Below are 21,351 nucleotides of genomic sequence, written 5' to 3'. Positions count from 1 at the left end.
ACGGGGCGCGGCAGGAAAACCTGCGGCGCCCGGTTGGAACAGGTCAGCCGGCCGTCAGTAAAGGCCGGCGGGCGGGACTCAATTGCGCCACCTGAGCGCCAGGCCCACGACGCGGTCGTAGCGGCGCACGTCGCGCGGCAGCTCGGGCACGCTGTGGTAGTCGTGGTACGACTGGTCCAGCAGGTTGCTGCCGTCGAGCGTGACCGTCAGCTTGTCGGTCAGCTTGTACGACACCGAGGCGTCGAGCGTCTTGAGCGGATCCACGACGATGTTGTAAGGCAGCGCGCGGTAGTTGTATTCGGCAGTGAACTTGTCGCGCCAGCTGTAGGCGATGCGGCCCGACCATTTGCCGTATTCGTACAGCGCGACCAGGTTGGCCGACAGCTTGGACATGCCGGCGAACGTGTTGATGGTGCCGTCGGCTTCGGCCAGGCCGCCATCCATCCAGGTCACGTTGGCCTGCATGCCGAGCCCGCCCAGCCAGCCCGGCAGCTTCGTGTAGAACTGCTGGTAGGCCAGTTCGGCGCCCTTGAGCTTGCCCTCGACCGCGTTGTACGGGCGGCTGACGTTGTAGGTCAGGCCGTCATACGTTTCCGGCCGCGCGCTGCGGCGCAGGTAGTTTTCGTAGTCGTGCTGGAACAGCGTGCCGGTGATCGAGCCGGCTGGCGCGAAGTACCACTCCAGCGCCACGTCGACGTTCCGCGCCTCTTGCGGCATGAGGTTCGGGTTGCCGGCGGTGCCGGTGGCCAGCGTCGTGGTGGTGGACGGGAACAGCGTCAGGCCCGGGTTGAAGTCGCCGAACGGGGCCCGTTCGATCGCCTTGCTGGCCGACAGGCGGCCGATCAGGTCTTGCCTGAAGTGGGCGCGCATCGACAGGCTCGGCAGCACGTCGTTGGTGGTGCTCGAGACGGTGACGGGCGAAACCACGCCGGCCGTGGACGAGAAGCCGCTGATACGCTGCTTGGTTTTCACGTAGCGCAGGCCGGCGGTACCGTCGATCGGCAGCGACCATGCATCGAAGCCGAAGTTGGCCTTGATGTAGGCGGCGCTCGACTGTTCACGGTCCGAGTAGAACGACAGCGGATTGTCCGGTTGCGGATTCGGATTGCCCTTGATGACCTGGCGGATCGCGCCCGTGTTGTCGAGCAGGTAGTCCCGACACGGGGCATAGAACTGGTTCATCCCGTAGTTGCCGCCCGTTTTCGGGCTGGTGCAGTTCAGGCCGGGGAAGTCGGTGACCTTGATCGCATTCGGCGTGAACGAATTCGGTGCGGCCGTGTAGCCGTTCAGCTCGTGCACGAACGAGGCGTCGCGCTGGACGTGCCGTGCGCCCACGCTGAGTTCCTTGAAGAAGCCGTCGGCTTCAGGCGTCCAGGCCACGTCGCCGCGCCAGTCGGTGGCGGCGCCGCGCGAGCGGTTGTGGTTGTCGAACAGCGCGAACATCGTCCAGTTGGCCGGATCGGTCATGTCGGTGCCCGGGTATTCCAGGTAGCCGCCGCCGTCGCGCACTTCGGCATTGATTGCCTTCGACATGTTCATGACCGTATCGAGGATCGGATTCTTCTGGCTGTACTTGCTGACCGTACGCACCACCTCGCCGCTGACGCGCACGCCGGGCGTGGCCTTCCAGATCGCACCGACAGCGCCCTGGTGGGTTTCCGAATCGTCGCGCCGCGCCTGGGTCGAGCTCAGCGTGAACGTGTTCACGTTGGGATTGCTGATCGAACCGAGGTAGTTCGAGCCCGGCATCGGCGTGACGGTGGACCCAGGATTGTTGATCGGCAGGTCGCCCACGAAGAAGATGCTTTGCGAGTCGTGGTCGATCTTGGTCGAGAAGCTCTCGGCGTAGAGTTCGAGGTCGCTCGACGGGCGCCACTGCGCCGACAGGTTGCCGGCCAGGCGTTCGCGATCGCCACCGCTCATCACGCGGCCCATCGACGGCGCGCCGATGATGCCGCGGTCGATCGTGCGCGGTTCGCCCACGAAGGCGGTTTCATCATGGTAGCGGCCGCGCTGGTACGACAGGCCGCCAAGCAGCCCGATCTCGCCCATGGCAGTTTTCCAGCGGTTCGACAGCAGGCCCGAGACGTTCGGATCGATCTTGTCGGCCTTGTCGCGGTGCTCGGCGCGGACATTGAAGGCGGCCTGCGCGCCCTTGAAATCGAATGGCCGGTTGGTGCGCACGTCAATGACGCCCGAGGTGCCGCCTTCGACCATGTCGGCGCCCTGCGATTTGTAGACGTCCACGCGCTGCAGCATCGCGACCGGCACGTCGGCCAGGAACAGGCTGCGCCCGGCGGCGGTGAACATCTCGCGGCCGTTGTACAGCGTCGTGATGCCGCCCAGGCCACGGATGACGACGTTGCCGGCTTCGCCGTTCTGGCGGATGACCTGCACGCCCGGTACACGGCCCAGGATCTCGGCCACGTTCTTGTCGGGGAATTTGCCGATGTCGTCGGCGACGATCGAATCGAGCACCTGTTCGGCATTGCGCTTGATGGCTTGGGCGCTCTGGGCAGCCTGGCGGGTCCCGGTGACGGTGACGACGGCCGCATCGCGGTCGGCGCTGGCGCGCGCCGTGTTGTTTTCGGCATTCGACGGCGCGCTGGCGGCCGGGACGTCTGCCGTGGCGGCGCCGACTTCCTGGGCGCCAACCGTCGCCGCGCTCATCAGGCCAGCGCCGGCCAGGGCCGCGACCGTGGCACGCAAGGCAAACCTGCGGCGGGCGTGCATGTGGGGGGTCGGGGAAAATGTGGGCGCAATGCTGCCCGGTGAATACCGTGTCATATGTCTCCTTAGTCGTTATACGTCGCTGTGCGACTTTATTGTTTCGATGCTGTACGGAATGGTAGGCGTTGCACTGAGAACGTTCCAATCAATTTTTCCGCAGTTCCGATACCGATTTACGTATCGACATTGCAAGTGATCACGGCTGCTGTCGGTGTGACGGGGACATACGCCCGGATGCACTATTGCGGTGCAAGAAAAATGGCGGCATCGCCAGGCGGTCAGGACTGATAGGTCGTACCGTCATACAGCCGCGCCCGTAGCTTGGTGGGTGCCAGAACCCGTCCGTGCACCGTTATTGCGCATTGCAACAGCTGTCAAGGCCGAAAATGTGGCGTCTCTGCAACGCCCAAGGTTGATTTTCAGCAATATTTTAAGACCTTCGCAGGCGTGATTCGCGTCGCCGAAACGCCCGCTGAAATCCACGGTTCTCCTATGAGAATCTGGCTTTCGGGGGATTTTTTTGGTGCCAATTACGGTCGCTGTCACGACAATTCTGCTTGGGGGAACCCGGTGACAGATGTCCGTCGGGCATGTCATGATTACTAGGCTATTTCACAAACAAACACTGGAGATTCATCCATGAAGCACAAAATTCTTGCCATCGCCCTCGTGTCGGCACTGCCACTCGTCGCCCAAGCCCAAACCAGCGTCACCATGTACGGTATGGTCGATGCGTCGATCGGTGTCGAAAACAACGATGCGCCTGGCGAGAGCAGCCGCACCGTCGTGTCGTCGGGTACCCAATCGGCAAGCCGTATCGGCTTCCGCGGTACCGAAGACCTGGGCAATGGTCTGAAGGCACTGTTCAACATCGAAGCCGCTGTTGCCGTCGATACCGGCGCAACCGATTCGAACATGTTCCAGCGCCGCGCTGTCGTGGGCCTGCAAGGCGCCTTCGGTACCGTGACCGTCGGTCGTGAATATGGCCCGATCGCTGCTGTTGCCGGCGCATCGGACACCCTGGGCCAGGGCTTCTACGGTTCGAACCTGGCTGCCTTCGGCACCAACCGCCTGACCCGTCGCCTGTCGAACTCGGTCAACTACCAGAGCAATGCTCTGAGCGGCTTCACCCTGCGCGCTGCCTACGGCGCCGGCGAGCGTAGCATCGACCCATCGGGCGACGTGACCGGCGTTTCGCTGGAATACGCAAACGCTGGCCTGTACATCGGCGCTGGTTACCAGAACGTCGAGCGCCTGGCGACCGGCGACGACAAAGAGTACAACGCAGGTATCGGCTACAAGTTCGGCGACTTCGAAGTGCGCGCTGGCTACATGGCTGCTGATCCTGAAACCGGCATCCTGCCAAGCGCCAAGTACGAGCAGAAGAACGCCGGCGTGTCGTATGGCTTCGGCGCCAACCGCGTCTTCCTGAACTACCAGCAGCAAGAACTGGCCAGCGGCGCAGAAGGCAAGGCAGTCACCGTTGCCTACACCTACACCCTGTCGAAGCGCACCAACGTGTACGCATCGTACGCAAAACTGCGTAACAACAACAACGGCGTCTTCTCGCTGACCTCGCCATCGGGCACCATCGCCCTGCCAGCGACGGCCTTCGGTTCGGACCCACAGGTCTACAACGTCGGCGTGCGTCACTCGTTCTAAGCGACGCCGTACTGCATCGGGCGCATGGCGCCTGGTGCGCGACGGACATAAAAACGGCAGACCGCAGGGTCTGCCGTTTTTTTACGTCTGTGGTTTGCCGGTTGGCGCTGTCAACGTTAGATAGGGGATGTATTAGGGGCACCGGATAGCGTACCGTTTTCAGAGGGAAGCCGTGGCGTACGGCGTCATGGGATGACGGGATAATGGACTCACCGGCTCATGGGATTTTGGGCGTTATGGGGTCACGGGATTACGAGCTTACGAGCTTACGAGCTCATGAGGTCACGGGTTACAGGTTCATTCCAGCCAGCCTCATCCATCACTGACGATAACAGCGCCTGCTGCATTCAGACCAGGCAACAAAAAACGGCAAGCCCTGCGGCTTGCCGTTTTTTTCATCGCCCGTCATCCGGGCATATAGCTATGGACCGGTTTAGAACGTTTCCCACTCGTCTTCAGCCACAGGCGCCTTGGCCTGCATCCGCGTCGGGCTCGGCGCCGCGGCCGGCTTGACATGGGCAATGGCAACCTTCTTCACTGCCGGTGCCGGTGCCGCTGCTGACTTGGCGCGCACAACGGCGACATCGGCTGGCGCCGCATCAGCCATCTGCCCGGCATCGATCCTGAACACGGCCACTGCGGCCGTCAGCATCGCTGCCTGCTCCTGCATCGACGCCGACGCCGCGGCCGCTTCCTCGACCAGCGCTGCATTCTGCTGCGTGCCCTCGTCCATCTGCGCCACGGCCTGGTTGATCTGCTCGATGCCGGCGGTCTGCTCGACGCTGGCGGCGCTGATCTCGGTCATGATGTCGGTCACGCGCCGGACACTGTCGACGATTTCCTGCATCGTGGAACCTGCCTGCGCCACCAGCTTGCTGCCGTCGGCAACCTTGCTGCTCGAATCGCCGATCAGCGTCTTGATTTCCTTGGCCGCTGCCGCCGAACGCTGCGCCAGATTGCGCACTTCGCTGGCCACGACTGCAAAGCCGCGGCCCTGCTCGCCCGCACGGGCCGCTTCCACCGCCGCGTTGAGCGCCAGGATATTGGTCTGGAAGGCGATGCTGTCGATCACGCCGATGATGTCGCTGATCTTGTTCGACGATGCATTGATCTGGTCCATCGTATCGACCACCTGGTGAATCACTTCACCGCCGCGCGCGGCCACGTTCGACGCCGTCTCGGCCAGCTTGTTGGCCTGGCGCGCATTGTCGGCGTTCTGCTTGACGGTCGACGTCAGCTCTTCCATCGACGATGCCGTCTCTTCCAGCGCGCCGGCCTGCTGCTCGGTGCGGCCAGACAAATCCTGGCTGCCCGCTGCCACCTGGCCGGCGGCAACCGCAATGGTATCGGTGCCAATCCGCACGGCGCCGACGGTGCGCGCCAGGCTCTCGTTCATGGTCTTGAGCGCCTGCAGCAGCCGGCCGGTTTCATCCTGCGTGGTGACGTCGATGCGGCTGGTCAGGTCGCCCGCGGCGACGGTATTGGCCACTTCCAGTGCGCGGCGCACCGGCACCGTGATCGAGCGCGTAATCAGGGTAGCCACCAGGGCCGCGAACGCCAGCGCCAGGCCGCCCAGAGCCCAGGTTTGCCACATCGTCCTGTCATAGGTGGTTGCCGCGCTTGCCGCAGCTTTTGCGCTCAGGTCCTTTTGCAGCGCCAGTTCGGCGGCAGTGGCTTCTTTCAGCTTGGCCAGGCGCGGGCGCAGTTCGTTGGTCAGGTAGACCTTGGCCGGCTCTTCCTCGCCTGCATTGATCAGGGCCAGCAGTTCGGTGACGCCGGTCAGGTAGCTGGTACTCGTGCTCTGCATCGTGCGCAGGATGGCCAGTTCATCGGGGTGCGCCGTCAGCAGCGGCTCGATCTCGGTCAGGGTCGAGGTGATCGTCACACGGGCCTTGCCGATCGCATCCACCTGCTTCTGGCGGTCGGTGGGCTCGGCATTGAGCATCATATTGCGCAGCGCGATGGCAATGACGTTGATCTGGCCTTCCAGCCGGTTACTCATCTCGATCGCCGGGATCCGGTGCTCGACGAGATCCCTGGTGCCATTGTTCACGCGTAGCAGCGACGCATTGCTCATCACAATCATCGCGATGAGCATGACGCCGACGATGCCAAAGCCAAGCGACAGGCGCGTGGCGATATTCAGATTACCAAGTTTCATGGGGTTGTTCTTTCTGCGGGGCGGCTCAGGCGGCCAGCGGGAGCGACGGCACGACGCCGAGTTCTTCGGATTGCATCAGGGCGTCGATATCGAGCAGGATCAGCATGCGTTCGCCGACCGTCCCGAGACCACGCAGATAGCCCGCATCGAGCGTGCCCATGGCAGGCGCCGGGCGGATCTGGTCGGCTTCAAGGGTGACGACCTCGGAGACACTGTCGACCACCATGCCGATCACGTGCTGCGCAATGTTCAGGATGATCACGACCGTCAGGCTGTCATAGGCTGGATTGGCAAAACCGAACTTGATGCGCATGTCCACCACCGGCACGATCCGGCCGCGCAGATTGATAACGCCTTTGAGAAACTCGGGCGCGTTGGCCAGGCGCGTCGGCGCCTCGTAGCCGCGAATTTCCTGTACCTTGAGGATGCTGATGCCATATTCTTCCTTGCCGAGGCGGAAAGAGAGCACTTCGCGATCGTTGACTGCGTGTTCCATGAGATTACCTTCCAATGCCGTGAGATTTCGTTATATTTCTTTTCGGCAAGTAGGGTAAGTTCTAATGCGGACGATAACGATGCATGCACGCTAACGAACCGGCAATGCCAGCGTGATTGCAATGAATACTGGACGATACGCACGTTTTCAACTGTGCATGTGTTGGTTGTTCGTGCAAAAAAAACGGCAAGCCGCAGCTTGCCGTTTTTTAATGCCGACGCCGGTTGAACCGCAAAACCAGGGCTGGCTCAGCGCGAGGTCAGAACTCTTCCCAATCCCCGGCCGCCACCGGCGTTGGGCCGGACGTGGCCGCTGGTTTGGGTGGTGCCTTGGCCGGTGCGATTGCCTTGCGCGTGGCCGGTGTCGGCGCCGGCGCAGGTGCCGGTGCTGGTACGGCGACCGGTGCAGGCGCCGGGACTGCCCGCACTGGCGCCACCGGCTGCGGCGCTGCTGCTGCCACTGCCGCCGACGCCCCCTGCCTCTGCGCCTCATCGATCCGGAACACCGCCACCGCCTGCGCGAGCAGGGCCGCCTGCTCGCGCATCGAGGTCGCCGCCGCTGCCGCTTCTTCGACCAGCGCCGCGTTCTGCTGCGTGCCCTCGTCCATCTGCGCCACGGCCTGGTTGATCTGCTCGATGCCGGCGGTCTGCTCCAGGCTCGCCGCACTGATGCCGGTCATGATGTCGGTCACGCTGCGCACGCTGTCGACAATCTCGCGCATCGTCTGGCCGGCCTGCGCCACCAGCTTGCCGCCCTCGGCGACCTTGCCGTTCGAATCCTGGATCAGGCCCTTGATTTCGCGCGCCGCCGCGGCCGAGCGCTGCGCCAGATTGCGCACCTCGCCCGCCACCACGGCAAAGCCCCTGCCCTGCTCGCCCGCGCGCGCCGCCTCCACGGCCGCGTTCAGGGCCAGAATATTGGTCTGGAACGCGATGCCGTCGATGACGCCGATGATGTCGTTGATCTTGTTCGACGATGCGTTGATGCCGTCCATCGTGCCGACCACCTGCTCGATCACGTCGCCGCCACGCGAGGCCACGCTCGAGGCCAGGCCTGCCATGACATTCGCCTGGCGCGCGTTGTCCGCATTCTGGCGCACGGTCGCCGTCAGCTCTTCCATCGACGACGCCGCTTCTTCCAGCGCTGCGGCCTGCTGCTCGGTGCGGATCGACAGGTCGTGGCTGCCCGCCGCCACTTCGGCCGCGGCCACGGCAATCGTGTCGGTCCCTACGCGTACGGTGCCGACGGTGCGCGCCAGGTTTTCGTTCATGGTCTTGAGGGCTTGCAGCAGCTGGCCCGTTTCGTCATGCGTGGTCACCTCGATGCGGCTGGTCAGGTCCCCGGCAGCAACCGTATTGGCCACGGTGAGCGCCTGCGCCAGCGGCCGCGTGATCGAACGCGTGATCGCCCACGCCGCCAATACCGACAGCAGCAGTGCGACGCCGCCCAGGCCCCACATCAGCAGGCTGGTATTGCGGTAGGTGGCCGCCGCGTCGCGCGCGGCCTGGTCCGCAATCGCAACCTGCAGCGCGGTCTGCTCGGACGTTGCCCGCTTCAGACGCATCAACAGCGGGCCCAGGTCTTCGCCGAGCAGCGCGCGCGCCTCGTCGACTTCCTCGGCCTCGAGGTGCTTGATCATCGCATCCTGCCCGGCCTTGTACAGCGCGGTTTCTTTTTCCATCTGGGCCAGCAGCTCGAGCGCCTTCCGGTTGTGCAGCGAGGCCCGCAGCTTGACCAGAATGGCGTCCATCGCCGCGCGCGCGGCCATGATGTCCTTGACCTGGCGCCGGTGGTCGGAACCGCTCTCGCTGAGGATCATATTGCGCAGCGAGATGGCGATATCGTTGATCCGGTCCTGCATCTGGGTGGTCAGCGCGATGCGCGGCATGCGTCCGTTGACGATCTCGTCGGTGCCGGCATTGGTGCGGGCCAGCATCGCATTGCTCAGTACGATCATCACGATCAGCATGATGCAGATCAGGCCAAAGCCCAGTGCCAGTCGCTTGCTGATGCGCAGATTTGCCAATGGCATGGCACGGCGTTTCTTGGTTGGTTCTGTCATGGTCATCCTTGTACAGCGCCAGGCGCTGAAAATAGTTACCGTGAGAGAACATTACAAGCGACCTTTCGTCATGTCGATAGATCGATGTCAATACGAGAAAATAAAACTTGGTCAAGGCCTGAACTATGGCGCGTCCACAACAGGTGATGACACAGTAACCATCTCGGATGGGCGTGGTGGCATGCATCGTGCTTCAACTAAAAGGACAATCCACCCACCCTTCGTTCCGGGAGTTTTATGATCATCCGCAGACTCGATCCACGCACCATCGCCCAATCCATGCCATCGCTGGGCACGTTGCTCCTCGATGCGGTTGCCGATGGCCATTCACTGGGATTCGTCAACGGCCTCGACCAGGAACAGCTCGACGCCTATTGGCAAGGCATTGCGGAAGAAGTCGGTCTGGGCCAGCGCGTCCTGCTGGCAGCGGAACGTGAGGGCGTACTGGTCGGCACTATCCAGCTAGCATTAACTACAAAGCCAAATGGCCATAATCGCGCCGAAGTGCAACAGTTGCTCGTACACTGCACCGTAAGGCGCAGCGGCATCGGGATGGCGCTGCTGCAAGCCCTCGAAATCGAAGCGCTGGCCTTGCGCCGCGGCTTGTTGTTTCTGGATGCGGCGGTGGGTTCCGGCGCCGAGCGCCTGGTGCAACAAAGTGGCTACGAACGGGTCGGCGAGTTGCCCGAATACGCGTGTACACCCAATGGTCGCTGGCACGCGACGGCAATTTATTACAAGACACTGTTCACGCGTAACCGGCGCTGACCGACACAGCCTGCTGCCAGTTGCCTGAACGAATGTGTGCGCCACCGGTTTGTGGCGTAGAATTTGCCGGATTAAACGTTCTGGAAAGCAATGTGACTGGCATATCGTCCACCATGCCCCGCAGACCACTGCGGGCTTATTTGCTCTGGCTGGTCCTGGTAACCCTGTTGCCGGGGGTGGTCGGCGCATCGCTCCTGTTCGTCCATCAGTACCAGAAAAGCCGCGCCCAGTTCGAGCGCAACACGATGCAGACCGTGCGCGCGCTCGTGCACACGGTCGACAGCAAGCTGCTGCAGGCACAGGTCATTGCCCAGACCCTGTCGACGCTCGACGCGCTTCAGGACCGCGACTTCCCGCTCGTGCACCGCCAGGCGCGCGAGGCACTGCAACTGGCCGGCGACGGCATGGTCGCCGTGCTGCGGGAGCGCAGCGGCCAGCAGATCCTCAACACCGCGGTGGCCTACGGCGAACGCCTTCCGCTCGAACCGTCCGACTCGCTGGAAAAAGTCTTTGCCAGCGGCCGGCCAGGCATCTCGCGCGTGTTCATCGGCAAGGTCGTCGGCGAGCCCACGGTCAGTGTCGACGTGCCGGTGATGATCGACGGCAGCGTGGCCTACGTGCTGAGCATCGGCGTACGGCCCGGGTATTTCGATGACATGCTCACGCCCAGATCCGTGTCGGATGGCGCACGGGCGTCGGTGGTCGACGCCGGCGGCACCATCTTCGCGCGCAACCTGAGCCCGGAGCGCTTCGTCGGCAACCGCGTCACCGATCCGCTGTTCCGCGCCATGGGGCGCCAGCGCGAAGGCATCGTGCAGTCGGTGTCGCAGGAAGGCGTCGCCCTGCTCACCTTCTACTCACGCTCCGAAGCCACCGGCTGGCACGTCGCCATCGGCATGCCGCGCTCGAACCTGAACCAGGTGCTGTTCGAGCCGCTGGCTGCGCTGCTGACCGGCGTGCTGCTGCTGTTTGCCGTCGGCCTGTGGCTGGCCTGGCAGATTGGCGGACGCCTCGCGCGTTCGGTCCAGGCCCTGACCGTGCCGGCCGTGGCGCTGGGCAAAGGCGAAACGCCGCCCCGCTTCACGCAGGTGCACGTCAAGGAAGCGGCCGAAGTGGCCGAGGCCATCAGCGCTGCATCGACGCTGCTCGGCGAACGCGCGCAAGCGCTGGCCATCAAGGAAGCCGAACTGCGCGACGCGCACCGCATGGCGCGCTTTGGCACCTGGCACATGCAACTGCCGGGCGGCGACTTGATCACGTCCGAATCGGTGCCGCACATCTACGGACGCGAGCTGCCGCCATTCGACGAACAGCGGGGGTCCGTGCTGCCCGAAGAATCGTGGCAGCGCGCCAGTGCGCTGATCCGGGAGCTGCAACGCACCGGCGGCAGCGGCAGGCTGCAACTGCAGGTGCTGCACGCCGAAGGCCACCGCATCTGGATCGACCTGCATTGCGAGGCGGTGCAGGACGGCGACGCGCGCGTCTCGGCGCTGCGCGGCACGATCCAGGACGTGACCGACCGGGTCAACGCCGAAGAAGCCCTGCGCCAGGCTGACCAGCGCAAGAATGAATTCCTGGCGATGCTCGCGCACGAGCTGCGCAACCCGCTGGCGCCTATCGCCTCCGGCGCGCAGTTGCTGGGCCATGACACGCTCGACCCGGCGCGCACGCGCCAGATCAGCGGCATCATCGCGCGCCAGGCGCGGCACATGGCCGGTCTGGTGGACGATTTGCTGGACGTGTCGCGCGTCACGCGCGGTCTGGTGACGCTGTCGAAAGTGCGCCTCGATGTCAACGACGTGCTGGCCGAAGCGATGGAACAGGTCCAGGAACCCCTGCGCCAGCGAGGCCACACGCTGACATCCTCGCTGCCGGCGACGCCGGCCTGGGTGATGGGCGACCGCAAGCGCCTGGTGCAGGTGGTGGGCAATCTGCTGCACAACGCGGTCAAGTTCACGCCCGCCGGCGGCAAGCTGCGCGTGGTGCTCGAACTGGACGCATCGCGCCTGCGCATCGTGGTGGTAGACAACGGCATCGGCATGCTGCCCGAAGAACTGGACCGTGCATTCGAGATGTTCGTGCAGGGCGAGCGCACGCCCGACCGCACGCAGGGCGGCCTGGGAATCGGGCTCGCGCTGGTGCGCAGCCTGGTCCAGCTGCATGGCGGCAGCGTGCGCGTGGAGAGCCCGGGCCAGGGTCTGGGGAGCACCTTCATCGTGACGCTGCCGCGCAGCGAGGAGCGCAGCGCCGGCATTAGCGCTGCCAACACACCCGAGGCGAGCACGCTGCAGCAGCTCAAGGTGCTGGTGGTGGACGACAATATCGACGCGGCGCAGGTGCTGGCGATGTACGTCAGCGCAGCGGGGCATGAGGTCGCGGTCGAACACGATCCGTTTGACGCCTTGCGGCGCGCTGCGCAGTTCGTTCCCGACGCCTGCCTGCTCGACATCGGCCTGCCCGGGATGGATGGCCACGAACTGGCGCGCCAGTTGCGCGCAGCACCGGCGACCGCGAATGCGTTGCTGGTGGCCGTTACGGGCTATGGCCAGTCACAGGATCGCGATGCCAGCAGCCAGGCCGGGTTCGACCACCATCTGGTCAAGCCGGTGGACATGACCGACCTGGATCGCATTTTGACAGCGGCGGCCAGTGGCGCCGCCGCTGCCGTGTGAGCCGTGTGAGGGCCGGCGCAGAACCTATTTGCGCTTGACGCTGCCGAAGGCTTCGCCCTTCTTCCAGGTCGGCATGCCGGGTGCGTTCGCGACCGCGTAACCGAGGTTGAGGGTGAACTGCGCCTGCTGCACCATGCCCGACAGATCCCACTCGGGCCGGTACGCATCGCTGACCTGGTGGTAGTGGTCCTTGAAGCCCTTGATATTGGTGCTGGATTCGTTCTGGTGCTGCTCGAACTCGAAGTGGCCATCGCCCGAGAACACGGCCGAGCCGACGTTAAACGCCGGCACGCCCGCCTTGGCAAACGCGAAGTGGTCGGCACGGAAGTAGGCGCCCGACATGTCCGGCGTGCTTGGCGCGATCTTCAGGCCCATCGACTTGGCCACCTGGCTCGAGGTCTCGAACAGGCTGCTGCGCTCTGCACCGGCGACACCGATATCGCGGGTGCGGCCAACGAAGTTCAGGCTGTCGAGATTGAGGTCGGCAGCCGTTTGCGCCAGCGGCCAGACCGGGTTGGCGACATACGCGGCCGCGCCCAGCAGGCCTTGCTCTTCGGCGGCGGGCCACAAGAAGATCTGGGTGCGCCTGGCCGGCTTCTTGACCGCTTCGGCCGCCATCACCAGCAGCGCCGCGGTGCCCGACGCGTTATCGATCGCGCCGTTGTAGATGCGGTCGGCCTTTGGATCGTCGCCCGCCTTCAGTTCGGCCATGCCCATGTGATCCCAGTGCGAAGAGTAGACGACGGCCTGCTCTTTCAGCTTGGCGTCGGTGCCGGGCACGATGCCGATCACGTTGAACTGCTCGACCGGCCGGATCGCCGAGCGCAATTCAACATGGCCCGCGACCTTCAGGTCGACCGGCCGAAAATCACGGCGCTCGGCCTGCGCGCGCAGCTTGTCGAGGTCATGGCCGCCCGCCGCGAACAGCTCGCGCGCCGTGTCTTCGTGCAGCCAGCCTTCCATCGGATTGCCAGGGCCCTTGAGGCCAAAGCGCTCATTGCCAAAGCCATTGGCCGGCACGCTCCACGGATAGGAGCTCGATGGCGTCGTGTGGATCAACAGGACACCAGCGGCGCCGCGGCGCGCGGCTTCCTCGAATTTGTAGACCCAGCGGCCGTACCAGGTGTAGGCCTTGCCGGCAAAGCGGTTGGGCTCTTCGGCGGTGGGCTGGGGATCGTCGACCATCATGACGAGGATCTTGCCCTTGGCGTCGAGACCCTTGTAGTCGTCCCATTTTTCTTCCGGTGCTGCCGCGCCGTAGCCGACGAAGACGAGAGGCGCATCGAACGACAGGTTCTCGTTGCCGCTCTTGGTGCCCATGACGATGCCCTTGCCCAGCGCCGGCTTGAAGGTCTTGCCGCCGGCGGTGAAGGTGGCGCTGCCGCTGAGAAGTTTGCTGCCCTCGATCTCGACCTTCTGGCGATAGCCACCGCCGGGGATGGGCTTGAGGCCAATCAGCGCAGCCTGGGTTTCCAGATAGCGCACGGCCAGGTCGCCGCCGCGCTGGCCGGTGCCGCGGCCTTCGAGCAGATCATCGGCAAGGAAGGACAGGTGAGCGCGCAGTGCGGTCTCGGACACGGCGGCCGGCTGCTGCGCATGTGCAGCTTGGGAGACGGAGAAAATGCAGGCGCTGACGGCCAGGGCAAGAGGATGAAGTCGCATCGAGGCTTTCGTGACAGGATGATGGAAAAGCCATCTTAACCCGACCTGCATCGAATGCGCCAAGACGCCCGTTTGTGCTTGGCTGCGCCAGAAGCCACACCTATACTTCCTCAGGACAATTCCACGCGAGGACAGGCATGACCGTATCCCGCCGCAAGGTACTGGGGGCGCTAACAGCCCTGCCGCTGACCCAGGCCCGCGCCGCCCCATTACCCGCCACCACCACCACCACGATGAAAGAGACACCCCGCATGTACGGTCTGATCGGAAAAATGCGCTCTACTCCGGGCCAACGCGACGCCCTCATCGCCATCCTGCTGGAAGGCACCACCGCCATGCCCGGCTGCCTGGCCTACATCATCGCCAAGGACAAGCAGGACGCCGACGCCATCTGGATCACCGAAACCTGGGACTCGCAAGACAACCACAAGGCCTCACTGACCCTCCCGTCAGTCCAAGCCGCCATCAAACAAGCCCGCCCCCTCATCGCCGGCTTCGGCGAACGCTTCGAAACCGAACCCATCGGCGGCCAAGGCCTCCCCAACAAATAGGGTCAGTGTAGATTTATTGGGCAATTACCCAAAGTTGTCAAACAATTCGACTCTGACCCTAATTTATTCTTGCAGAAACTCTTGCAAATTAATTAGGGTCAGAGTCGAATTATTGAGCAATTGATCGCCATTTTTCGATAGTTTGATTCCTGATCTCATTAAATCGAATTCGCAGCATATTTAAATGATTCGCGGATATTTCTTTTTTCCATAGAATTCAACAGCGCAAGAAAATTACAGGTCAAAAGAGAGGATTAATTAGGGTCAGAGTAGATTTATTGGGCAATTACCGAATGTTGTCAAACAATTCGACTCTGACCCTAATTTAGATTTTGGGAAAGCGTTGCAAATTAATTAGGGTCAGAGTCGAATTAACTGGCAACTTTGAAAATTGCTTTTTAATTCTACTCTGACCCTAATTTATTTAACATTGATTGGGGGATTTATTAGCCGAGCCAGAGGCGGTAGCCGACGCCGGTTTCGGTGAGGAGGTGGCGGGGTTGGGTGGGGTCGGGTTCGAGTTTGTGGCGCAGGTGGCCCATGTAGATGCGCAGGTAGTGGCCGCTTTCGGCGTGGCCGGGGCCCCAGACGGCGCGCAAAAGCTGCGGAGCCGTCATCACGCGGCCGGCGTTACTGACCAGGACGGCGAGCAGGCGGTATTCGGTAGGCGTCAAGTGGACGTGTTCGCCGTTTCGCGTGACCACACGGTCTTGCAGGTCCACTGACACGTCGCTGAAGTGCGTTTTGCTGTCGCCACCGGCGGCCGGTTGGCGCTGGCGGCGCAGCGTGGCGCGCACGCGGGCGAGGAGTTCGCCGGTGCCGAACGGCTTCGTCAGGTAATCGTCGGCGCCGGCGTCGAGGGCGCGAATTTTTTCGCCCTCGGCCACGCGCGCCGACAGCACGATGATCGGCACCGCCGACCATTTGCGCACGTCGTGGATGAAGTCGATGCCATCGCCGTCTGGCAGGCCCAGGTCGAGCACGATCAGGTCGGGGCGGCGCGTGCCGGCGTCGATCAGCCCACGCGCCATGCTCACCGACTCGTGCACCTGCCAGCCTTCCTGTTCAAGCGCGGCGCGCACGAAGCGGCGGATCTGCGGCTCGTCCTCCACCAGCAGTGCGCAAGGCGCGTCAAGCATCGTTTGTCTCCATCGACAGCAAGTCCAGTTCAGGGGGGCTGCCGGCCGGCAGCGAGAACACAAAGCCGGCGCCGCCCAGGGTTGATGTGCAGGCGCGGATCATACCGCCGTGTGCACCGATGATCGCACGGCAGATCGCCAGGCCCAGGCCCACGCCGGGCAGCGCCGATTCGCGCTCGCCGCGCGTGAATTTTTCGAAGATCGCTTCCTCGCTGCCGGCGCGCAGGCCAGGGCCGTCGTCGCTCACCGTAACGTCGATCCAGGCACCGCGCGCCAGGGCTGCGATTTCGATGCGCGCGCCGGCCGGTGTGTATTTTGCGGCATTTTCAACGAGGTTGCACAGCACGCGCTCGATCAGCACCGCGTCGAAGCGCACCAGCGGCATGTCGGGCGGCAGGCGCACCGTCACCGTGTGCTGGCGCAGCGCCGCGCCGCAGGCGCGCAGTGCGCTGCCGATGACTTCCTCGAGCGCCTGCCATTCCAGGTTGAAGCGCACTTCCCCGCTTTCGATGCGCGCCATGTCCAGCAGGTTCGCTACCAGGGTCCCCATGCGCACCGCTTCATCATGCAACGCCTGCGCCAGCGCCAGTGAATTGGCAGGCAGCGCCGGCTCGCCGCGCAGCAGCGATTCGGACAAGCCCACCAGCGCCGTGAGCGGCGTGCGCAGATCGTGCGACAGCGCCGCCAGCAGCGAATTGCGCAGCCGCTCCGATTCCATGTTCACCAGTGCTGCCTGCGCCACCTCGACGTAATGCACGCGCTCGAGCGCGATCGCGGCCAGCGCTGCCAGTGCGTCGAGCTGGCGCCGCTGCTCCGGAATCAACACCCAGCGCCCGCCTTCCGGCTCAATCGCCAGCACGCCACGCGTGCGCATCGGCGCCACCAGCGGCAGATAGAACAACGGGCACGCGGGCAGCGTGTCCGTGCCCAGGCCCGCCGGCTGCGCGTGGTCGTACGCCCACTGGGCGATGCCCAGGTCGACGTTGCCGGGCGCCGGTCCGGTCGCAGCGCCATCGTCAGCCGCTGGCATGCCGAGCCGCTCGTCGGCATCGGGCACCAGCAGTGTGGCGCGCGCGCCGAACGCATTCTGGATCACGGCGCGGCTAGACTCGAACACCTGCGACGCCGCCAGCGCGCCCGACAACTCGCGCGCAAATTCGTACAGCGCGCGCACGCGCCGCTCGCGCTGCGCCGCCACGCGCGCCTGGAAACGCAAGCCGGCCGTCAGGTGTCCGGTAATCAGGCCCACGGCCAGCATCACGGAAAACGTGACGAGATACTGCACGTCGCTGACCGCGAAATCGAAACGCGGCGGCACGAAGAAGAAATCGAAACTGGCCACGCCGATGCAGGTGGCGGTGACCGATGGCGCGCGCCCGAAGCGCATGGCCACGAGCAGCACCACCAGCAGGAACAGCATGACGATATTGGCCAGATCGAGCCATGGCTGCAGCGGCGTGGCCACCAGCACCGTGAGCAGGCTGGCGCCCGTAGCCCACACGTGCGGCAGCAGCGACTGGCGCGGCGGCGCAGCCGCAGCCGCAGCCGCCGTGGCGCTGCTGACCGCAGCAGGCGGCACCGCCGGCTGCCCGATCTCGATCAGGTCCACGCCTGGCGCCAGCCGCGCAAGCCGCCGCGCCGTGCGCCGGCGCCACGGCCAGCGCGAACCATCCCGGCCCAGCGCAATGCGCGACAGGTTATGGTCGCGCGCGTAATCGAGCGTGCTGGCCGCGATGTCCTCGCCCGACAGCACGGCCGTGGTGGCGCCCAGGCTGTGCGCGAGCTTGAGCGTGTCCATGATGCGCGCCCGCGCGATCTCGGGCAGCTTGCCCAGGCGCGCCGTCTCGACATACACCGCATGCCAGCCCGTACCCAGTTGCGACGCCATGCGCGCACTGCTGCGCACGACGTGTTCCGCGTGCGTTCCGGGCCCGAGACACACCAGCAGGCCGGCGCCGGTCTTCCAGATCGCGTCGATCGATTGCGCTTCGCGCCAGGCGCGCACGTCGCCTTCGACGCGGTCGGCAGTGCGCCGAAGCGCCAGCTCACGCAGCGCGATCAGGTTGCCCTTTTTGAAGAAATTACCTGCAGCGCGCTCGGCCTGCTGCGGCTGATACACCTTGCCCTCTTTCAGGCGCGCCAGCAGCGCATCGGCTGTCAGGTCGACCATCACGATTTCGTCGGCGCTGTCAAACACGCGATCGGGCACCGTCTCGGCCACGCGGATGCCGGCGATGCCACCCACCACATCGTTCAGGCTTTCCAGGTGCTGCACGTTGACGGTCGTGAGCACGTCGATACCGGCTGCCAGCAATTCTTCAACGTCCTGCCAGCGCTTGGGATGGCGCGAACCGGGCGCGTTCGAATGCGCCAGTTCATCGACCAGGATCACGCCGGGTGCACGCGCCAGCGCGGCATCGAGATCGAATTCGTCGAGCGTCTTGCCGCGGTAGTCGATGCGCCGGCGTGGCAACAGTTCTAGCCCGTCGAGCAGGCGCGCCGTCTCGGTGCGCCCGTGCGTTTCGATGACGCCTACCAGCGGCGCGGCGCCATCGCGCTGCAGCTTGCGCGCCTCTTGCAGCATGGCGTAGGTCTTGCCCACGCCGGCCGAGGCACCAAAATAGATGCGCAGGCGGCCGCGCGCGGCGCGCCGGTCCTGCTCGCGCAGTTGCGCAAGCAGTGCGTCGGGGTCGGGTCGCTGGTCGTCGTGGGGCATCATCTAGCGAGTATGACCGCTTTCGGAGCCACTGGCCACGCCGGCCGCCTGGTCCAGCGCCAGGTTCAGCGCCAGCACGTTGACGCGCGGCGCACCTGGCAGGCCCGGTAAAGGCAGCTCGGTATGCCGTTCGATCAGCGCGCCGACCCGTTCGACCGGCATGGCGCGCGCACGCGCCACCCGCGCCGCCTGGTACTGCGCGCCCGCCACGCTGATCTCGGGATCGAGACCGCTGGCCGATGCCGTCACCAGGTCGACTGGCACCGGCGCCGTGTTGGAAGGGTCGACTGCGCGCAGCGCAGCGACGCGGCCCTTGACCGCTTCCTGCAGGGCCGGATTGAGCGGGCCCTGGTTCGAGCCGCCCGAGCCGCCGCCGTTATTGGCCATCGGGCCGGTGGCCGATGGCCGGCCCCAGAAGTAGCCCGGCGAGCTGAATGACTGGCCAATCAGCGCCGAGCCGACCGTCTTGCCATCCCGTTCCACCAGGCTGCCATTGGCCTGGACGGGGAACGCCGCCTGGGCGATCCCGGTCACGGCCAGTGGATACAGCACGCCGCAGATCAGCGTAAGCACCGCGAACAGCACGAGTGCGGGGCGAAGAATCGATTGCATGAAAACTCCTAGGTCAGATTGAGTGCAGTGAGCGCCATGTCGATCAGCTTGATGCCGGCGAACGGCAGCAGCAGGCCGCCAAGGCCGTAGATCAGCATGTTCCGGCGCAGCAGGGCCGCCGCGCCGATGGCGCGATAACGCACGCCGCGCAGCGCCAGCGGGATCAGGACCACGATGATCAGGGCATTGAAGATCACGGCCGACATGATCGCCGACGATGGGCTGGTGAGCCCCATTACGTCCAGCGCCTTCAGCTCGGGATAGGTGGCGACAAACATCGCCGGCACGATCGCAAAGTACTTGGCGATGTCGTTCGAGATCGAGAACGTCGTCAGCGCGCCGCGCGTCATGAGCATCTGCTTGCCGATTTCGACGATCTCGAGCAGCTTGGTCGGATTCGAATCCAGGTCGACCATATTGCCGGCCTCCTTGGCTGCCTGCGTGCCCGAATTCATCGCCACCGCGACGTCGGCCTGGGCCAGCGCCGGTGCGTCGTTGGTGCCGTCGCCCGTCATTGCCACCAGCTTGCCTTCGCTCTGATACCTGCGGATCAGCGCGAGCTTTTCTTCCGGCGTGGCTTCGGCGATGAAGTCATCGACCCCGGCTTCGGCCGCAATCGCCGCCGCCGTGAGCTTGTTGTCGCCGGTGACCATCACGGTCTTGACGCCCATGCGGCGCAGTTCCGCGAAGCGCTCGCGGATGCCGCCCTTGACGACGTCCTTGAGTTCAACGACCCCCATCACGCGGCTGCCATCGGCCACCACCAGCGGCGTGCTGCCACGGCGCGATGCCTCGTCGACGCTGCGTTCCACGTCGCCGGGCCAGACCGCGCCGAGCGACTCCATGTGACGGCGCAGCGCCGAGGCGGCGCCCTTGCGCAACTGCCGCTCACCCAGGTCCACGCCACTCATGCGCGTCTGGGCCGTGAACGGCACGAACACCGCGCCGAGCGATTCCATCGCCCGCTCGCGCAGATTGAAGCGGTTCTTGGCCAGCACCACGATGCTGCGGCCTTCCGGCGTCTCGTCGGCCAGCGAGGCCAGTTGCGCCACGTCGGCCAGTTCTTCTTCGGTCACGCCAGGCGCCGGCAGAAAGGCGGACGCCTGGCGGTTACCGAACGTGATAGTGCCGGTCTTGTCCATCAAGAGCACGTCGACGTCGCCGGCCGCTTCCACCGCGCGGCCCGACGTCGCAATCACGTTGGCCTGCAACATGCGGCTCATGCCGGCCACGCCAATGGCCGACAGCAGGCCGCCGATCGTCGTCGGGATCAGGCACACCAGGAGCGCCACCAGCGCAGTGAGCGTCACCGGCGCACCGCTGCCGGACGCCTGCACGGCAAACAGCGAGAACGGCAGCAGCGTCACCGTCACGACCAGGAACACGATCGTCAGCGCCACGAGCAGGATGGTCAGCGCAATCTCGTTCGGCGTCTTCTTGCGCGACGCACCTTCGACCATGCCGATCATCCGGTCCAGGAACGTCTCGCCGGGATTGGCGCTCACCTGCACCACCAGCCAGTCCGACAGCACGCGGGTGCCGCCGGTGACCGAGCCGAAGTCGCCGCCCGACTCGCGGATCACGGGCGCCGATTCGCCGGTGATGGCGCTTTCGTCGACCGAGGCCACGCCGTCGACCACTTCACCGTCCACGGGAATCACGTCCCCTGCTTCGACCAGGAAGAACATGCCCTTGCGCAGATCGCCCGACGGGCAGGCCTGCCATGGCTCGCCGTGCTTCGGCGCCTCGAGCTTCTTCGCGGTCACGGTCTGGCGCAGGTTGCGCAGCGATGCCGCCTGCGCCTTGCTGCGGCCCTCGGCCAGCGCTTCGGCAAAGTTCGCGAACAGCACCGTGAACCAGAGCCAGACGGCGGTGGCCAGGATGAAGCCGGCGCTGGTTTCGCCATACCCGGCCAGCGCCTGAAACCACAGCAGCGTGGTGATGATGCTGCCGATGTAGACGACGAACATCACGGGGCTGCGCAGTTGCGTGCGTGGATGGAGCTTCTTGAGCGCGTCGAGCATCGCCGGCCACACCAGCGCCCCGTCGAACAGATTCAGCGACTTGCGCGGCGCCTGGACCGGGGTTGCTTCAGTTGGGTTGATCACTGATTGATCCAT

Annotated in this window: 13 protein-coding genes; 4 read left to right on the top strand and 9 right to left on the bottom strand. The window is 64.8% G+C overall.

From position 1 onward, the window contains the following. Positions 1 to 78: 78 nt before the first annotated feature. Positions 79 to 2,733: a TonB-dependent receptor gene (locus HD842_RS00915; protein WP_229424538.1), complete on the bottom strand. Its 2,655-nt coding sequence runs from the start codon at positions 2,731 to 2,733 to the stop codon at positions 79 to 81. Positions 2,734 to 3,369: 636 nt separating this feature from the next. On the opposite strand from HD842_RS00915, the gene HD842_RS00910 reads away from it, so the two are divergent. After that, positions 3,370 to 4,392, top strand: coding sequence for a porin (locus tag HD842_RS00910; protein WP_183549730.1), 1,023 nt, complete (start codon positions 3,370 to 3,372; stop codon positions 4,390 to 4,392). Positions 4,393 to 4,825: 433 nt separating this feature from the next. Here HD842_RS00910 and HD842_RS00905 read toward each other — a convergent pair whose 3' ends face one another. From HD842_RS00905 to HD842_RS00895, 3 genes are all read right to left on the bottom strand, one after another. Further along, on the bottom strand, positions 4,826 to 6,553 hold the full coding sequence (locus HD842_RS00905; RefSeq protein WP_183549728.1) for a methyl-accepting chemotaxis protein: 1,728 nt from the start codon (positions 6,551 to 6,553) through the stop codon (positions 4,826 to 4,828). Between the two features lie 25 nt (positions 6,554 to 6,578). Beyond that, the gene (locus tag HD842_RS00900; protein WP_183549725.1) at positions 6,579 to 7,049 is read right to left on the bottom strand and encodes a chemotaxis protein CheW; all 471 of its coding nucleotides are present in this window, start codon (positions 7,047 to 7,049) and stop codon (positions 6,579 to 6,581) included. A 259-nt stretch (positions 7,050 to 7,308) separates the two neighbouring features. Beyond that, positions 7,309 to 9,081 (bottom strand): methyl-accepting chemotaxis protein, encoded by a 1,773-nt coding sequence (locus tag HD842_RS00895; protein WP_183553452.1) that lies wholly within the window; start codon positions 9,079 to 9,081, stop codon positions 7,309 to 7,311. Between the two features lie 267 nt (positions 9,082 to 9,348). Between HD842_RS00895 and HD842_RS00890 the strand changes: the two genes are divergently transcribed. Together HD842_RS00890 and HD842_RS00885 are read left to right on the top strand one after the other, a co-directional pair. Continuing rightward, complete coding sequence (locus HD842_RS00890; protein WP_183549722.1) at positions 9,349 to 9,879, top strand: GNAT family N-acetyltransferase; 531 nt, start codon at positions 9,349 to 9,351, stop codon at positions 9,877 to 9,879. 113 nt (positions 9,880 to 9,992) lie between these two features. Beyond that, entirely contained in the window at positions 9,993 to 12,551 is a 2,559-nt protein-coding gene (locus HD842_RS00885; protein WP_183549719.1) for a hybrid sensor histidine kinase/response regulator, read from the top strand. 24 nt (positions 12,552 to 12,575) lie between these two features. Here HD842_RS00885 and HD842_RS00880 read toward each other — a convergent pair whose 3' ends face one another. Continuing rightward, entirely contained in the window at positions 12,576 to 14,213 is a 1,638-nt protein-coding gene (locus HD842_RS00880; RefSeq protein ID WP_183549715.1) for a M28 family peptidase, read from the bottom strand. A 137-nt stretch (positions 14,214 to 14,350) separates the two neighbouring features. Here HD842_RS00880 and HD842_RS00875 point away from each other — a divergent pair, with 137 nt between their 5' ends. Then, complete coding sequence (locus tag HD842_RS00875; RefSeq protein ID WP_221290042.1) at positions 14,351 to 14,764, top strand: putative quinol monooxygenase; 414 nt, start codon at positions 14,351 to 14,353, stop codon at positions 14,762 to 14,764. Positions 14,765 to 15,210: 446 nt separating this feature from the next. Here the strand turns inward: HD842_RS00875 and kdpE are convergent, their stop codons facing one another. From kdpE to kdpB, 4 genes are read right to left on the bottom strand one after another with little or no spacing between them, the layout of a single operon-like run. Beyond that, the gene (kdpE, locus tag HD842_RS00870) at positions 15,211 to 15,903 is read right to left on the bottom strand and encodes a two-component system response regulator KdpE (RefSeq protein ID WP_183549712.1); all 693 of its coding nucleotides are present in this window, start codon (positions 15,901 to 15,903) and stop codon (positions 15,211 to 15,213) included. Next, the gene (gene kdpD / locus HD842_RS00865; protein WP_183549709.1) at positions 15,896 to 18,622 is read right to left on the bottom strand and encodes a two-component system sensor histidine kinase KdpD; all 2,727 of its coding nucleotides are present in this window, start codon (positions 18,620 to 18,622) and stop codon (positions 15,896 to 15,898) included. Before kdpD ends, kdpE begins: the two co-directional genes overlap by 8 nt. After that, on the bottom strand, positions 18,623 to 19,231 hold the full coding sequence (gene kdpC, locus HD842_RS00860; protein ID WP_183549706.1) for a potassium-transporting ATPase subunit KdpC: 609 nt from the start codon (positions 19,229 to 19,231) through the stop codon (positions 18,623 to 18,625). Between the two features lie 8 nt (positions 19,232 to 19,239). After that, positions 19,240 to 21,351, bottom strand: a complete 2,112-nt coding sequence (kdpB, locus tag HD842_RS00855; protein WP_183549703.1) for a potassium-transporting ATPase subunit KdpB — start codon at positions 21,349 to 21,351, stop codon at positions 19,240 to 19,242.

The organism is Massilia aurea (assembly GCF_014200505.1).
GTDB lineage: Bacteria > Pseudomonadota > Gammaproteobacteria > Burkholderiales > Burkholderiaceae_D > Telluria > Telluria aurea_B.
Note: the sequence above shows the minus strand (reverse complement) of the source record. Positions and strands in the feature narration are given on the sequence as shown.

Excerpts from the sequence above, each read along its gene's own strand:
- kdpB (WP_183549703.1), bottom strand. The coding sequence starts at position 21,351 with ATGGATCAATCAGTGATCAACCCAACTGAAGCAACCCCGGTCCAGGCG.
- HD842_RS00900 (WP_183549725.1), bottom strand. The coding sequence starts at position 7,049 with ATGGAACACGCAGTCAACGATCGCGAAGTGCTCTCTTTCCGCCTCGGC.
- HD842_RS00885 (WP_183549719.1), top strand. The coding sequence starts at position 9,993 with ATGCCCCGCAGACCACTGCGGGCTTATTTGCTCTGGCTGGTCCTGGTA.
- HD842_RS00880 (WP_183549715.1), bottom strand. The coding sequence starts at position 14,213 with ATGCGACTTCATCCTCTTGCCCTGGCCGTCAGCGCCTGCATTTTCTCC.
- HD842_RS00905 (WP_183549728.1), bottom strand. The coding sequence starts at position 6,553 with ATGAAACTTGGTAATCTGAATATCGCCACGCGCCTGTCGCTTGGCTTT.
- kdpD (WP_183549709.1), bottom strand. The coding sequence starts at position 18,622 with ATGATGCCCCACGACGACCAGCGACCCGACCCCGACGCACTGCTTGCG.
- kdpC (WP_183549706.1), bottom strand. The coding sequence starts at position 19,231 with ATGCAATCGATTCTTCGCCCCGCACTCGTGCTGTTCGCGGTGCTTACG.
- HD842_RS00890 (WP_183549722.1), top strand. The coding sequence starts at position 9,349 with ATGATCATCCGCAGACTCGATCCACGCACCATCGCCCAATCCATGCCA.
- HD842_RS00915 (WP_229424538.1), bottom strand. The coding sequence starts at position 2,733 with ATGCACGCCCGCCGCAGGTTTGCCTTGCGTGCCACGGTCGCGGCCCTG.
- HD842_RS00875 (WP_221290042.1), top strand. The coding sequence starts at position 14,351 with ATGACCGTATCCCGCCGCAAGGTACTGGGGGCGCTAACAGCCCTGCCG.
- HD842_RS00895 (WP_183553452.1), bottom strand. The coding sequence starts at position 9,081 with ATGCCATTGGCAAATCTGCGCATCAGCAAGCGACTGGCACTGGGCTTT.
- HD842_RS00910 (WP_183549730.1), top strand. The coding sequence starts at position 3,370 with ATGAAGCACAAAATTCTTGCCATCGCCCTCGTGTCGGCACTGCCACTC.
- kdpE (WP_183549712.1), bottom strand. The coding sequence starts at position 15,903 with ATGCTTGACGCGCCTTGCGCACTGCTGGTGGAGGACGAGCCGCAGATC.